The sequence below is a fragment of the Ruegeria sp. AL11 genome, assembly GCF_056540865.1.
Window position 1 is genome coordinate 81,111 of sequence record NZ_JBQFXO010000003.1, and the last position, 14,268, is coordinate 95,378.

Genomic DNA, 14,268 nt, shown 5'->3' on the forward strand with positions numbered 1-14,268 from the left:
GCATGTTCTCAGCCCTGTTCATCAGCCGGCCCAAGCTGGCGCTTGTCATTTCTCTCGTCCTGACGATCATGGGCAGTATCGGTTATATGGTTCTGCCGGTCGCCCAGTTCCCGGACATTACACCTCCGGTGGTCAGCGTCTCGACCACCTATACCGGCGCCAATGCCGAGACCGTAGAAAACACCGTCGCCGCGCCAATCGAGGCGCAGGTCAATGGTGTGGACGACATGATCTATATGACGTCGACCTCTTCCGACAACGGCTCCTATTCGTTGAACGTTACCTTTGAGGTCGGCACTGACCCCGATATCGCCTCGGTCAACGTGCAGAACCGCGTTGCCCAGGCCATGTCATCACTTCCGTCCGAGGTAACCTCATCCGGCGTGGTGACGCAGAAGGCATCGACCAACATGCTGTTGCTGGTCACTCTGACCTCGCCCAATGGCACTTATGACAGCGTGTTTCTGTCCAACTATGCCTCGATCAACCTGAAAGACGCTCTGGCGCGGGTTCAAGGTGTGGGTAAAGCGGATGTTCTGACCAATCTGGAATACGCCATGCGGATCTGGATGGATCCCGACCAGATGGCTGCTCTGTCGATCACGCCCGGCGATGTGATCAATGCCATTCGCGAACAGAATATCGAAGTCTCCGCAGGCTCCATCGGTGCCCCTCCGGTGCCCGAGGGACAGACCTTTCAATACACGATCAAAACCAAAGGGCGCCTGACATCGGCAGAAGAATTTGGTGACATCGTAATTCGAACGGGTGACGCCGGTTCCATTGTGCGCGTACGTGACATTGGACGCGTTGAATTGGGTGCCGAATACTATGCGGCGTCAGGCTATTTCGATGCGGTGCCTGCGACCGTGATCGGCATTTACCAGGCTCCCGGCGCTAACGCGCTTGCTGTATCCGAGCGTGTGCAGGCCGAGCTTGACCGCCTGTCCCGGTCCTTCCCCACAGACGTGGAATACAGTGTTCCCTTCAACACCACCGACTTCGTTGAAGCTTCGCTGAACGATGTGGTCTCGACCCTGATCCTGACGTTCATTCTGGTGATCTCGGTCGTGTTCGTTTTCCTAGGCAGTTGGCGAGCGACGATCATTCCAGCGGTGGCGATCCCGGTCTCGTTGATCGGGACATTCGCCTTCCTACTGGCCTTCGGAATGTCACTGAACACGATTTCGCTTTTCGCCTTGGTTCTGGCCATCGGGATCGTGGTGGATGACGCCATCGTGGTTGTAGAAAACGTCGAGCGGATCATTGCGGATGAGGGGCTGCCCCCAGCCGAAGCGACCCGAAAAGCGATGGGCCAGATCACTGGCCCTGTTATCGCGACGACGCTAGTTCTGCTGGCCGTTTTCGTACCGGTAACCTTTATGCCCGGCATCTCTGGCAGGCTCTATTCGCAGTTTGCCGTGACCATTTCGACAGCGGTTGTGATCTCGTCCATCAACGCTCTGACCCTGTCGCCTGCCCTGTGTGGCTTGGTTCTGCGCGCACGCTCTGGCCCGCCCAAAGGGTTGCTGGCACTATTCGAAGGTCTGATCGGGACCGTCCGAAACGGCTATGTCGCCATCGTGCGCAAATTGCTGATCCTGCCGATTGTCGCGCTGGGTGTGATTGTCGCCTTGGGGATGGGAACCGGGACGATCATGTCCAATACCTCAAGCGGGTTTATCCCACTTGAGGACAATGGCTATCTGTTCGTGGATATCCAACTGCCCGATGCGGCAACTTTGGAACGGACCGAGACGATCTCGGCCCGCGTGGACGACCAAATTCGCGAAATCCCGGGCGTTGCCAGCACCGTTCTGATCAACGGCTTCTCGCTGTTGAACGGCACCACGACCAACGGCGCGGCGATTTTCGTCAACCTCGAAAACTGGGCCGACCGGCAGGAAGAAGACCTGAGTGCCGACGCCATCCTCGCCAAGGTTCTTGCGATTGCGAACGGGGAATCCGCGGCTTCGATCGTGGCCTTCAACCCGCCGCCCATTCAGGGCCTCGGCATGTCGGCCGGTGTCGAGATGGAGGTGCAGCAGACCGGTGGTGGCACACCTCAGGATCTGGCTTCGGCTGTTGGCTCATTCGTTTACGCGGCGAACCAGCGGCCCGAGATCGGCCAGTCCTATACTACCTTCCGCGCAAACGTTCCGCAGCTTTTTGTTGATCTGGATCGGGAAAAGGCCAAGACCCTTCAGGTCTCGGTCGCCGAGATTTTCCAGACGATGCAGGCGCAGTTGGGGTCTTACTACGTGAACGACTTCAACCTGTTCGGTCGTGTCTACCGCGTGATGATTCAGGCTGATGGTACCTATCGCGATAATGTCGAGGATATCTCGAACCTTTATGTCCGCTCGCAACAGGGTGAGATGGTGCCTCTGGGTACATTGATTGATGTGGAAAACGTGTTGGGGCCGGTCTTGCTGAAGCGGCACAACCTGTTCCGTTCGGCAACGGTGACAGCTGTGCCTGCCCCGGGCCTGTCCACGGGTGACGCGATCAACGTCATGACCGAGGAATCCGCAACCGCCCTACCCCCCGGATATGCGTTCGAATGGACCGGCACGGCACAACAGCAGCTGGCCTCGGGCGGTCTTGTCATCGTGATCCTTGGGCTGGCGATTCTGTTTGGCTACCTGTTCCTGGTGGGCCAATATGAAAGCTGGACCTTGCCGGTGTCGATCCTGCTGTCGGTGATTGTCGCCCTGTTCGGTGCGGTCGCGGCCGTAGCGATCGTGGGCAGTGACATCAACCTCTATACGCAGATCGGGATGATCATGCTGGTGGGGCTTGCCTCAAAGAACGGCATTCTGATCGTCGAGTTCGCGATGGAGCAACGCGCCAAAGGCCTGTCAATCAAGGACTCCGCAGCCGAGGCCGCCTATCAGCGTTTCCGAGCTGTGATGATGACGGCGCTGTCCTTCCTATTGGGGGTTGTCCCGCTATTGGCCGCCAATGGCGCGGGGGCGGCAAGCCAGAAGGCCATCGGTGTCGCCGTGTTCGGCGGCATGCTGGCCGCCACATTGGTCGGCGTGATCCTTGTGCCTGTCCTCTACGCCCTGATGCAGGGGCTGCGGGAATTGATCAAGGGCAGCAAGAATGATCCCGGCCCGTCCGAGGAAACCGCCTAAGATAAAGCCCCGCCAAATCGGCGGGGCTTTTTGTTTTCAAGCTGCGTCGTCCGTTTTCAACCGCTCTGACATCCACTGGTCAATGCGCGCGATCTGGTCAGCACTCAAACGCAGCCCCAGCTTGTTGCGACGCCAGACCACGTCCTCGGCGCTGAGGGCGTATTCTTTGTCCATCAGCCATTCGAGTTCTCGCGCGGTGAGGGTTGCACCGAAGTCTTCACCCAAATCAGCAGAGTCTTTTGCTTCCCTCAACACGGCACGCGCCTCTGTCCCGTATGCGCGGATCAGACGAGCCGCCCATTTTTCAGTGAGGAACGGATAGTCCTGGATCAACGTCTGCTTGAGGTCCTGCACGCCATCGACGGGAAAGTCTCCACCAGGCAAAGACACGCCCGCTGTCCAGGGTCCGGGAAGGTTCGGAAAGTGTTCGGCGACTTTCTCAAGCGCGCTTTCCGCCAGACGACGGTAGGTCGTGATCTTGCCTCCGAACACGTTCAAAACAGGCGCCCCACCTTGCGCATCGACCTTCAAGGTATAGTCCCGCGTCGCCGCCGTCGCGCTGCTGGCCCCATCATCATAGAGCGGGCGCACACCGGAATAAGTCCAGACGATATCGTCCTGCGTCACCGGTTTCTTGAAATACTTGGTTGCGAACTCGCACAAGTAGGTCTGTTCGACCTCGGTGCAGACCGGAGGCTCAGAGGGATCCGAATGGTCCTGATCCGTCGTACCGATCAGGGTAAAATCCTGCTCATATGGGATTGCGAAAATGATGCGGCCATCTTCGCCTTGGAAGAAGTAACACTTGTCGTGATCGTAGAGCTTCTTTGTCACGATATGACTGCCGCGCACCAGACGAACACCCTCGCGAGAGTTCACCCGGATCTTGGTCTGGATGATGTCCCCTACCCACGGGCCGCCTGCATTGATAAGCATTCTCGCACGGATCAGTTGGCTTTCCCCGGTCGCCCGGTCGCGGATGGTGACATGCCACAACTCGTCAACACGCTCGGCCGAGACAACTTCGGTCCGCACCATGATCCGCGCACCACGGGATTCGGCATCACGTGCGTTGAGAACCACCAGCCGCGCATCTTCGATCCAGCAGTCCGAGTATTCATAGGCAGTCTCGAACTTGCCCTGCAAAGGACCACCTTCCGGAGCGCTGCGCAGATCCAGCGACTTCGTTCCCGGCAAAATTTTACGCCCCCCAAGGTTGTCGTACATGAACAGACCCAGACGGATCAGCCACGCCGGGCGACGCCCGCGCATCCAGGGCATGACGGTGCTGAGCAGCTTCGATGTAGGCGTCTCGGAGTCAAAGCGCATGTCCTTGTGATAGGGCAGCACAAAGCGCATCGGCCAACTGATATGAGGCATGGCGCGCAACAGTGTCTCACGCTCGATCAGCGCCTCGCGCACCAAGCGGATCTCAAAATACTCCAGATAGCGCAGACCACCATGAAACAGTTTGGTCGAGGCTGATGACGTTGCCGATGCGAGATCATTCATCTCGGCCAAGGTGACAGACAGACCCCTCCCCGCCGCATCGCGCGCGATGCCACATCCGTTGATCCCACCGCCGATGATGAACAGGTCGCTGATCTGATCGTCTGTCGCTTGCATGGCTTGTGATTCCCTATCCAATCTGGTTGCGCGTATTAATCAGCACTGCATTCGTACAATCAATGTTTATGTTCGTTTATTTTCGCTTTGCAACACAACCATGAAAATTCTGCATGGCGGCTTGCTAATTTTGACCAAAAGAAGAAAAACGAAAGCAACTTACCTGAATGGGATCCCACATGTCGCTCTCTTTCCGCCAATCCGACATTCTTGAGATCGCCAGCACCGAGGGCCGCGTTACCGTCGATGGTCTGGCCGAGCGGTTTGGCGTGACGGTTCAGACAATCCGCCGGGACCTGTCCGAGTTGGCCGATGCCGGCAAGCTGGACCGCGTCCATGGCGGGGCTGTCCTACGCTCCGGCGTCTCCAACATCGGGTATGAGGATCGCCGTACCCTGAATGCAGACGCCAAGACCCGAATGGCAAAGGCCTGCGCCAATGATATTCCGGACGGCGCGTCGGTCTTCATGAATATCGGCACCTCGACCGAGGCCGTGGCGCGACAGATGCTAAACCACAAGGACCTGATGGTGGTAACGAACAACACGAACGTCGCCAATATTCTCGTCGAAAACCCCAATTGTGAGATTGTGTTGGCCGGTGGTGTCCTGCGCCGATCTGACGGAGGGTTGGTGGGCAATCTTACCGTCTCGACCATCCGTCAGTTCAAGTTCGACTATGCGGTGATCGGATGCTCCGCACTGGACCCCGATGGTGATCTGCTGGATTTCGACTTTCAGGAAGTCCATGTCAGCCAAACGATCATCGCGCAGGCCCGACGAACTCTGCTGGTGGCCGACCACTCAAAATTCCAGCGACTTGCCCCCGCCCGCATCACCTCGTTGGCCGAGATTGATGGCTTCTACACCGATATGCCGCTTACGCCCGACCTCTCGGCAAAATGTGCAGAATGGGGCACTGGTCTGATCGTCTGTCCTTACTGATCCGCCCTGGCTCGGGTTCGGAAACGCTAGGTCCCAACACAAAGTCATTGACGAGACAGGGGCCTACGTCTGAGGATGAGACAACCTTCCCTACAGGAGGCATCGAGCATGGGACTTTTGGGGCAGCCGCTAGGCTACTACGACTATCTGACATTCGTGGCATTGATCCTGCTTCTGGCAGCGGTGATGGCGCTGTTTCTTTTCCTTATGGGGCTGCCCGGACGGATCGCTATCAAGCGCAATCATCCACATGCCGAAGCCGTCAAGATCATGGGATGGATGGGTTTTTTAGCCGTTGTCCCGTGGGTTCATGCTTTTATGTGGGCGTTCCACGATGGTGTTACGGTCGACATGCGCCGCGGTCCGGACGAGGAGAAAGACGCCATCCGCAAGGATATCGAACGCCTCGGTGGTACGGTTAAAGAAGAATACCAGGCTGCGCCCGACGAGACGCAGAAAAGCTAAGGCCAAAGGAAACACTCAGACATGTTCGTCGCCCTCGGCATTACGCTGTTCTACATCATTTTCGTCTGGTTCATCTTCTTCAAGATGGAGTGGCTCAAGTTCAACATTGCCTGGGGGATTGTGTCCTTCTGGGTAGGGGCGCATTTGCTGCTGATCTTCCTCGTCGCGCTGCGCTTCTTTCAGCCCTTCTCGGTTGACAGCCATGTGGTGCGATCGACAATTCAGATCGTGCCAAAACTGACCCAGCCGACGATTCTGACCGAAGTCTTAGTCGAGCCGAACACTCAGATCACCAAGGGCGACCCGCTCTATCGTTTTGACGATACTGTGTTTTCTCTGGCCGTCGACAATGCCAAGGCGCAACTGGTCGCCGCCGAGCAGAACGCCAAGATTCTAGAACAGGACGTTGTGGCCTCAACCGAAGCTGTGGAACGCGCCAACGCGCAGCTTGCCTATGCGCTCACCCAGCAGGCCCGGTATGAGAACCTCGTCCCCGCAGGCGGGGCGCGTCAGGATGAGCTGGATCGCTGGAACGAACAGGTGGCCGAGGATACAGCCTCGGTCAAACAGGCGGAAGCCAATCTTGAGAAAGCAAAGCTGGCGCAGGCGTCACAGATTGACGGCGTGAATACCGGCATCCTGCAAGCACAGGCGCAGCTGTCCGAGGCCCAGTATTTTCTGGACAACACCACGATCTACGCCCCCGAGAATGGCATGATCGTCTCACAACAGGCCCGTCCGGGTTTGGTAGTGGGTGACATTCGTTTGGGAGCGATAGCCAGTTTCGTCACCGAAGACAGCCCCTATCTTTTGGCAACCTTCCGCCAGCAGAACCTGAAATTTGTTGAAGTAGGCCAAGAGGTTGAAGTCGCCTTGGACCTCTATCCCGGTGAAATCCTAACCGGCAAGGTCGAAGCGATCTGGTGGGCCACCCGTCAGGGTCAGTACCTGCCCTCAGGCCGCCTGCCCGGCTTTGAGCTGCCCAAGCTGCCGGGACGAATTGCGGTACAGATCACCGTTGATCTGCCCGAAGAGCATATCCTGCCGGCAGGTGGCCACGCGGCGGTGGCGATCTACACCGGTCAGGGCAAAAGCTTCGAGTTTCTGCGGCGCATCAACATCCGCCTGTATTCCTTCGCCAATTTCATTCGACCGCTAGACATTTGAGGACGCGCATCATGACACGGGCCACCCCCTTTCGACACTTGATGGGAACAGCCCTGTGCGCCGCGTTTCTGGTAGCCTGCGCGCCAGTTGGTCCTGATTTCGTACGCCCGAACTCTCCGGTCGTGAAACAGTGGATCGAGGTGAACAGCCCCAGCACCGGGCAAAGCGGCCTGACTTCGCGCAGCGCGCCGGTGGTGAAATGGTGGGAGACATTCAATGACCCCACCCTCAACAAACTGATCGCCGAGGCCTATGCCCAGAACCTGTCTTTGCAGGTCGCTGGCGCGCGGGTCCTGCAGGCACGGGCGCAGTTGGGTATCGCCTTTGGCGAGTTGTATCCGCAATCGCAGGTCCTAGGGGCCTCAACCGAGCGGCGACAGATCAGCGACAATCTCGGACCCATCGCCGATATCAACCGGATCATTCCGCTAGATACCGAATTCTCGACCTCTCAGGCCGGGTTTGATGCGCAGTGGGAATTGGACGTCTGGGGCGCGCAACGGCGTGGTGTTCAGGCGGCGCGATCGAATTTGGCGTTGCAGGTGGCGAATTATGATGACGCGCTGGTGACGCTAACGGGCGATGTCGCAGCGCTCTATGTCAATATCCGCGCCTTGCAGGAGTCGCTGGGCGTTGCGCGGGAGAACATCAAGCTACAGCAGGAATCGGCAGACCTGACCCAGTTACGGTTCAACAACGGTATCACGACCGAGTTGGACGTTCAGGAATCCACTGCTCTGCTGAACAACACCAAGGCCCTGGTGCCCGAGCTTGAGAGCGATCTTCAGCAAACCAAGAACGCTCTGGCCGTTTTGCTGGGCACCACCCCATCGCGTATGTCTAGCCTTCTGGGCAATTCCGGTCGCATCCCCTCGGCCCGGTCCAACGTAGCGGTTGGCGTCCCGGCTGAGCTGCTTCGCCGTCGTCCGGACGTGAGAGCCGCTGAACTGGCCGCAGCCACGCAATCGGCCGAGGTCGGCATTGCCATGGCGGACCTCTATCCTCAGTTTATTCTGTCCGGCTCGGTTGGGTTGCAGGCCTCGGGCGGGCGGAACCTGTTCAGCTCGAACAGCACAACGGGCCTTGCCAGCGCGGGCGTCGTTTGGAACGTGCTGAATTATGGTCGCATCAAGAACAACGTCCGGGCGCAGGATGCCGCCTATCAGGCGCTGATCGCCAATTATCAGAACACCGTTCTGACTGCTTATTCCGAGGTCGAAAGCGCGATGGTCGCCTATGCACAGGCGCGCAAGCAGGTTGGGTTCTATCAGCAAAGCGTCGATGCCTCGCGCAAGGCAGCAGAGATCGCCGTCAATCAATACACCGACGGGATCGCCGACTACTCCCGCATTTTGAACACCCAGACAGCCCTGCTGCGGTCTCAGGCCAATCTGATCGAGGCGCGGCAACAGGTCTCCAGCAATCTCGTCGCCGTCTACAAAGGTCTCGGAGGCGGTTGGCAGATTCGCGAGAACAGAGAGTTCCTGCCCGATACCGTTCTGGCCGAGATGGCCTATCGTACCGATTGGGGCGACCTGCTGCAGGAAACACCGACCCGTGCAAGCTTGAATTAGACGCTATTTGGTCAGGCCCCGCAGGCCGCCCGAGATCAGGATATTCACCTCATACAGGATACGCGGCGCGGCAAGCCCTCCGGGACTGGCGAGGTAGTTCGGGCTCCATTCCGGATCGAACTTCTGTTTGAACGCGCGCAGTCCTTCGAAGTGATAGAATTGTTCACCATGTTCGTAGACGAACCCGCCTATCCGGTTCCAAAGGGAGGCAAGCTGACGGTTCTCGATCCCTGAAAACGGCGCCGCGCCAAGTGAGAACCAATGGAACCCCTGTTCGGCCCCCCAGGACATCATCTCGGCAAACAAGGCATCCATGACAAAGCTGGGGCTGTCCGGCTCGTACCGCATCAGGTCCAGAGAAAGCTCGGATTTTTGGCCACCTTGAAACAGATTGGCAAAGGCCATGATCTGACCGGTTTCTCCGTTCCGCAAAACGGCATGGTCGAAGTGGGACAGGTAGTCATCGTCAAAACCACCCAAGGCGAAGCCTTTCTCGGCCCCTGCTTTTTGCTCCAGCCAGTGATCGGAAATCGCCCTTAGTTCCGGCAGGACGAGCGCAAGGTCCTCCTTTGGAATGATCTCGAACACATAGCCTTCCCGCTCGGCCCGGTTCTTGGCCTGACGGAAGCGTTTGCGGGATTTGCCGTCCAGCGAGAAGTCTTTCAACGGCACGCGCGCGACCTCTCCGATCTTCAGGATCGACAGGCCGAGGTCCAGAAACGTCGGCAGGTACTTGGTCGAAACGCTGTAGAAGGCGCAGAGCTTGCCTTCTCGATCCGCCATTTCGCGCAGTTGCCAGACCAGTTGCTTGCCAGCCTTTTCATCGCCCACAGGCTCACCTTTCGAGATGATGGCATTGCCCGTATCGGCATAGGCGATGAACGCAGACTCGTCTGGCGCAATCAGGAATTGCTTGTCGCCGGTCAGAGAAATCTGAGCTTCGGTATCTTCGCTCTCCATCACCAGTTTTTCGACGCATTCTGGGATTTCCGTCCGCACAGGCGCCGGAATCTCGCGACCGAACAAGGAGGTGACGGCCACAATTCCAAGGATCACCGCCACCACGAGGCTGGAGCGCAAGAAGCGGGAGGCGTCGCCATTCCACGCGAACTCCCACCACAGCGCATTTTGGTATTGCACGTGGGAATAGGCAAAGAGGCCGATCCAGAAGATCACGGCCAGTAGCGCCATAACACTGACCAGCCAGGGGATGTTCAACCGGAAGATCGACGCGCCGCTAACACGGTAGAACGCACCACGGAACAGCGCCAATACGGCGATCGTGGCCAACATGCCCAACGCTTCATGCGTGTCCAACCCTTTGGCCAGTGACGCGGCGAAGCCCGCGACCATCAACAGCATTGCGACCACCCACGCGCGGTAGAGCTTGCGGAACAGCCCACGCGACACAAGCAGCAGCAGAACACCCACGGCGCTGCCTGCAAGATGCGAGGCCTCGACGAAGGACAATGGCAAAACCTCGCGCAAAGCACCCAGGCTTTTGCTGTCCGTCGGCAACGCGCCCGAGACCAGCAGGATGATCCCAGCAACCGCAGTCACCCCCGCCGCAACCATCGGCACAATGGGACGAATGGCGCGGTACACCCATGTCCCCGCCCCGATGATCCTGTGGCGCTGCGTCAGCGCCGAGGCGACTGCGATTGAGAGGCTGGCGATGGCGAAAGGCAGGAAAGTATATACGACGCGGTAAAGCAGCAGCGCCGCAATAACATCCGACCGACCCGAGGCACCCAGCCCTGCGATCAGCGTCGCTTCAAACACCCCGATACCGCCCGGTGCATGACTGACAATCCCAACGGCAATCGCGGCGATGAAGATGGTGAAGAAATACGGATACCCAACCCCAAGGTCGTCCGGCATCAGCACGTAAAGGACCATGGAGGCGCCGGCTAGATCGCCAATCGCCGCCAGCGTCAGGCATGAGGCCAGCTTGCCGCCCGGCAGTTGGAAGCCAATCCCCAGAACCTCTAACCGACGCCCACCGGTGGAGAGCCAGACAAAAACGGTGATCAACGCGCCAAGCAGCCCCAACCCGATGACGGTTTCAACCGTCGCGCTGATAGGCAGCGCGTTCGAGATACCGTCAGGATGAAAGGTCAAAAGCAAGCCGAGGACCAAAACCAGCCCCGTCCAGAATGCCACCCAGGACGTGGCGATGACCCCGGCAACGCGGCTTAGATCAAGGCCCAGAGACGCGTATATCCGGTATCGGATGGCCGTTCCGGTGATGTAGGAAAAGCCCAAACAGTTGGACACCGCATAGCCACTGGCTCCGGCCATTCCTGCAACCGGCAGAGGGACCTCTCCGTCTGCCACGCTTTGCACGGCGAAGACATCGTATAGAGACAGCGAAAAGAAACTGACCGCCGTCCAACACAGAGCATAAAACATCACGCGCCAAGATGTATCCGAGATGTCCGATTGCACATCCGCCCATTTCACATGCGAGGACAGCTCATGCAGAACCGTCAATGCAATCAGAGTCACAAAGATCGGGATGGCGATGCGGACCCATGGCTTCTCAAGGAATGCGGTGATCTTTTCGGCCAATTGCACGGCCCGTGGTTCGTGCTGCTGAGTGGTCATCTTCGATAAATCCCGCCTGTATCCCCGCCGACTGTGGCACAATTTCCTTGGCCGACAAAGCGTAACGGCCCGTTTCACGCAGCGTTTTCAGAACCTTCCCTTGCGCGTGGACAGCAGAAGGTTTGTCTCGGACCGAGTGATCCCTTCCATGCGGCGGATCTGGAACAAGACCTCGTCGAGTTCGGCCAGCGTGTCCGTACCGATTTCAGCGATCAGGTCCCAGCTTCCATTTGTCGAATGCACGGCGCGCACCTGCCGTAGAGCTCCGATACGGGCCATTGTGCGTTCGGTCCCGCGCCCCTCGATCTCAAGCATCATCAGGCCCCGGACCGGGCTTTGCGCCACATCGCGCCTGGTCTGAACGGTAAAGCCCACGATCTCGCCCGATTGCTTGAGGCGTTGCAGCCGACTACGAACGGTCGTGCGCGTGACGCCAAGCGTCTCGGCCAGTTCAGACAGCGACGCCCTCGCATCCCGGTGCAACGCGCTGAGCAGCCTGTTGTCCAAATCGTCCATGAATAGCTTCCTTTTCGGATATTCACCTTTCTTATTGAGCAATTTGCTCTCTTCACGCAAGACAGACTGTCACGTTACATGAAGCATATGGATACAAAGAACATAGTTTTGGTTGGCGCCCCCATGGACGCTGGTAAGCGTCGACAGGGTTGCCGAATGGGCCCTGATGCCTACCGTGTGGCCGGGCTGGATCGCGCGCTTGCGGATCTTGGTCATACGGTGACCGACTACGGAGACGTCGCCCCGGATGCGGTCGAGACGCCGGACCACCAGCATCTTTTCGCCCTGCCCGAGTGCATCGGCTGGACGCAGGCTCTGGCCCGGGTCGCGACTGAGGTTTCGCCCCAAGGTGTGCCAATTTTCATGGGCGGCGATCATGCCTTGTCGATGGGAACCGTGGCCGGAATGGCGGATCATGCACAGCGCATCGACCGGCCTCTGTTCGTCCTTTGGCTGGACGCCCATAGCGATTTTCACACACCCGGCAGCACAGACAGCGGCAACCTGCATGGAACACCTGTCGCCTACTTCACCGGCCAGCCCGGCTTCGAAGACTTTCCACCTTTGCCTGCCGTGGTTCCAACCAACCGCGTCGGTATGATTGGATTGCGTTCGGTCGACCCCGCTGAACGCGCCGCGCTTGAGAAGAACCACGCGATGCTGGCCGATATGCGCAGCATTGACGAGCATGGGATCAAAGCGCCCCTCATGGCCTTTCTGGACCGCGTAAGGGCTGAGAACGGCATCCTTCATGTCTCACTAGATGTCGACTTCCTCGACCCCGCAATCGCGCCCGCCGTCGGGACAACCGTGCCCGGGGGCGCCACCGAACGCGAAGCCCATCTGGTCATGGAGCTTCTGCATGAAAGCGGGCTGGTCTGCTCCCTCGATCTGGTCGAGTTGAACCCCTTTCTAGATGAACGCGGACGCACCGCAAAACTCATGGTCGATCTGGCTGCATCCCTGATGGGACGCCGTATCTTTGACCGCCCCACTCGGAGTTTCTGATGACTGTACCTTCTGACAAAGCCCTGGTGCCCTTTGTTTCCGTCGACAACATGATGCGGCTGGTTCACCATGTCGGCGTCGAAAAGATGATCATAAGGATCGCTGAGCAGATCGAGGCCGATTTCAAACGCTGGGAAAGCTTCGACAAGACCCCTCGGATTCCGGCCCATTCCCCGCATGGTGTAATCGAACTCATGCCTACTTCAGATGGTGAGGCCTACGGGTTCAAATACGTCAATGGCCATCCGAAGAACACCTCTGAAGGTCTGCAAACAGTAACGGCCTTTGGACTGCTCGCGGATGTCTACACGGGCTACCCGACCCTTCTGACCGAGATGACTATCCTAACCGCCTTACGGACGGCGGCGACATCAGCTCTGGTCGGTCGGTATCTGGCCCCCAAGGGTGCCACCACCATGGCGATGATCGGCAATGGCGCGCAGTCTGAATTCCAATGCCTGGCCTTCAAAGCCATGTGCGGCATCGACACCGTGCAGCTCTATGATACCAACCCGAACGCCACCGCCAAATGCGCTGCCAACCTGCAAGGCAAAGGCCTGAACGTAGTGCCCTGCAAAACCGCCGAAGAAGCGATTGAGGGCGCGCAGATCATCACCACCTGTACGGCCGACAAGAAATACGCCACGATTTTGACCGACAACATGGTCGGCCCCGGCGTCCATATCAACGCGATTGGCGGCGACTGCCCCGGCAAAACCGAATTGCATCGAGATATCCTTATGCGCTCTGAGATATTCGTGGAATACCCCGAGCAAACCCGGATCGAAGGCGAAATTCAGGCATTGGAGGATGACCATCCCGTCACCGAATTGTGGCAGGTCATGACCGGTCAGGCGCGCGGTCGGACAGACGATAAACAGATCACTCTGTTCGACAGTGTCGGCTTCGCCATTGAGGACTTCTCGGCTCTGCGCGTCATCAAGAGTGCAGTCGCGGAGACTGACTTCTTTGAGCCACTGGACATGCTGGCCGACCCCGACGATCCCCGCGATCTGTTCGGGATGCTCATGCGCGCGGGCTAATTTTCTCTCGATCCTGCGCCGGGTCAGTGTCGAAAAGGGGGCTCTGCCCCCCGCCGCCCGTGCCGGGCGACTCCCCCGGGATACTTCTAGCCAGATGAAGAAACGGATCGTTAACCTAAACTCGGTATTCGTCTTATGCGGTACAGGCGGGGACGCCGATGACCGCGCCAGGTGAAGC

The 14,268-nt window shown here is 58.4% G+C and carries 10 protein-coding genes; 7 read left to right on the forward strand and 3 right to left on the reverse strand.

Annotation, left to right across the window (positions count from 1 at the left end; all coding sequences use genetic code 11):
* The first annotated feature begins 2 nt into the window (after positions 1-2).
* Positions 3-3,140 (forward strand): efflux RND transporter permease subunit, encoded by a 3,138-nt coding sequence (locus ACR0IP_RS06075; RefSeq protein WP_480524424.1) that lies wholly within the window; start codon positions 3-5, stop codon positions 3,138-3,140.
* A gap of 36 nt (positions 3,141-3,176) precedes the next feature.
* On the opposite strand, the gene glpD is transcribed toward ACR0IP_RS06075, so the two are convergent.
* A complete protein-coding gene (gene glpD, locus ACR0IP_RS06080) occupies positions 3,177-4,766 on the reverse strand; it encodes a glycerol-3-phosphate dehydrogenase (RefSeq protein WP_480524426.1) in 1,590 nt (529 codons plus the stop codon).
* A 179-nt stretch (positions 4,767-4,945) separates the two neighbouring features.
* Here glpD and ACR0IP_RS06085 point away from each other — a divergent pair, with 179 nt between their 5' ends.
* The 4 genes from ACR0IP_RS06085 (at position 4,946) to ACR0IP_RS06100 (ending at position 8,916) form a co-directional block, all read left to right on the forward strand.
* Complete coding sequence (locus tag ACR0IP_RS06085; RefSeq protein WP_480524427.1) at positions 4,946-5,710, forward strand: DeoR/GlpR family DNA-binding transcription regulator; 765 nt, start codon at positions 4,946-4,948, stop codon at positions 5,708-5,710.
* Positions 5,711-5,818: 108 nt separating this feature from the next.
* On the forward strand, positions 5,819-6,175 hold the full coding sequence (locus ACR0IP_RS06090; RefSeq protein WP_170376673.1) for a DUF3302 domain-containing protein: 357 nt from the start codon (positions 5,819-5,821) through the stop codon (positions 6,173-6,175).
* Between the two features lie 21 nt (positions 6,176-6,196).
* Entirely contained in the window at positions 6,197-7,342 is a 1,146-nt protein-coding gene (locus tag ACR0IP_RS06095) for an HlyD family secretion protein (protein WP_170469809.1), read from the forward strand.
* An 11-nt stretch (positions 7,343-7,353) separates the two neighbouring features.
* Positions 7,354-8,916 carry an efflux transporter outer membrane subunit gene (locus ACR0IP_RS06100; protein ID WP_480524430.1) on the forward strand — a complete coding sequence of 521 codons (1,563 nt, stop codon included), beginning with the start codon at positions 7,354-7,356 and terminating at the stop codon, positions 8,914-8,916.
* 3 nt (positions 8,917-8,919) lie between these two features.
* Here the strand turns inward: ACR0IP_RS06100 and mprF are convergent, their stop codons facing one another.
* Together mprF and ACR0IP_RS06110 are read right to left on the reverse strand one after the other, a co-directional pair.
* Positions 8,920-11,523, reverse strand: coding sequence for a bifunctional lysylphosphatidylglycerol flippase/synthetase MprF (gene mprF, locus ACR0IP_RS06105; RefSeq protein WP_480524432.1), 2,604 nt, complete (start codon positions 11,521-11,523; stop codon positions 8,920-8,922).
* 87 nt (positions 11,524-11,610) lie between these two features.
* Complete coding sequence (locus ACR0IP_RS06110) at positions 11,611-12,039, reverse strand: Lrp/AsnC family transcriptional regulator (protein WP_170376662.1); 429 nt, start codon at positions 12,037-12,039, stop codon at positions 11,611-11,613.
* An 87-nt stretch (positions 12,040-12,126) separates the two neighbouring features.
* Here ACR0IP_RS06110 and rocF point away from each other — a divergent pair, with 87 nt between their 5' ends.
* Both rocF and ACR0IP_RS06120 read left to right on the forward strand, forming a co-directional pair.
* Positions 12,127-13,047, forward strand: coding sequence for an arginase (gene rocF, locus ACR0IP_RS06115; RefSeq protein WP_480524434.1), 921 nt, complete (start codon positions 12,127-12,129; stop codon positions 13,045-13,047).
* Positions 13,047-14,090, forward strand: coding sequence for an ornithine cyclodeaminase (locus ACR0IP_RS06120; RefSeq protein WP_480524436.1), 1,044 nt, complete (start codon positions 13,047-13,049; stop codon positions 14,088-14,090). Before rocF ends, ACR0IP_RS06120 begins: the two co-directional genes overlap by 1 nt.
* The last annotated feature ends 178 nt before the right edge of the window (positions 14,091-14,268 follow it).

Excerpts from the sequence above, each read along its gene's own strand:
- ACR0IP_RS06075 (WP_480524424.1), top strand. The coding sequence starts at position 3 with ATGTTCTCAGCCCTGTTCATCAGCCGGCCCAAGCTGGCGCTTGTCATT.
- glpD (WP_480524426.1), bottom strand. The coding sequence starts at position 4,766 with ATGCAAGCGACAGACGATCAGATCAGCGACCTGTTCATCATCGGCGGT.
- ACR0IP_RS06085 (WP_480524427.1), top strand. The coding sequence starts at position 4,946 with ATGTCGCTCTCTTTCCGCCAATCCGACATTCTTGAGATCGCCAGCACC.
- ACR0IP_RS06090 (WP_170376673.1), top strand. The coding sequence starts at position 5,819 with ATGGGACTTTTGGGGCAGCCGCTAGGCTACTACGACTATCTGACATTC.
- ACR0IP_RS06095 (WP_170469809.1), top strand. The coding sequence starts at position 6,197 with ATGTTCGTCGCCCTCGGCATTACGCTGTTCTACATCATTTTCGTCTGG.
- ACR0IP_RS06100 (WP_480524430.1), top strand. The coding sequence starts at position 7,354 with ATGACACGGGCCACCCCCTTTCGACACTTGATGGGAACAGCCCTGTGC.
- mprF (WP_480524432.1), bottom strand. The coding sequence starts at position 11,523 with ATGACCACTCAGCAGCACGAACCACGGGCCGTGCAATTGGCCGAAAAG.
- ACR0IP_RS06110 (WP_170376662.1), bottom strand. The coding sequence starts at position 12,039 with ATGGACGATTTGGACAACAGGCTGCTCAGCGCGTTGCACCGGGATGCG.
- rocF (WP_480524434.1), top strand. The coding sequence starts at position 12,127 with ATGGATACAAAGAACATAGTTTTGGTTGGCGCCCCCATGGACGCTGGT.
- ACR0IP_RS06120 (WP_480524436.1), top strand. The coding sequence starts at position 13,047 with ATGACTGTACCTTCTGACAAAGCCCTGGTGCCCTTTGTTTCCGTCGAC.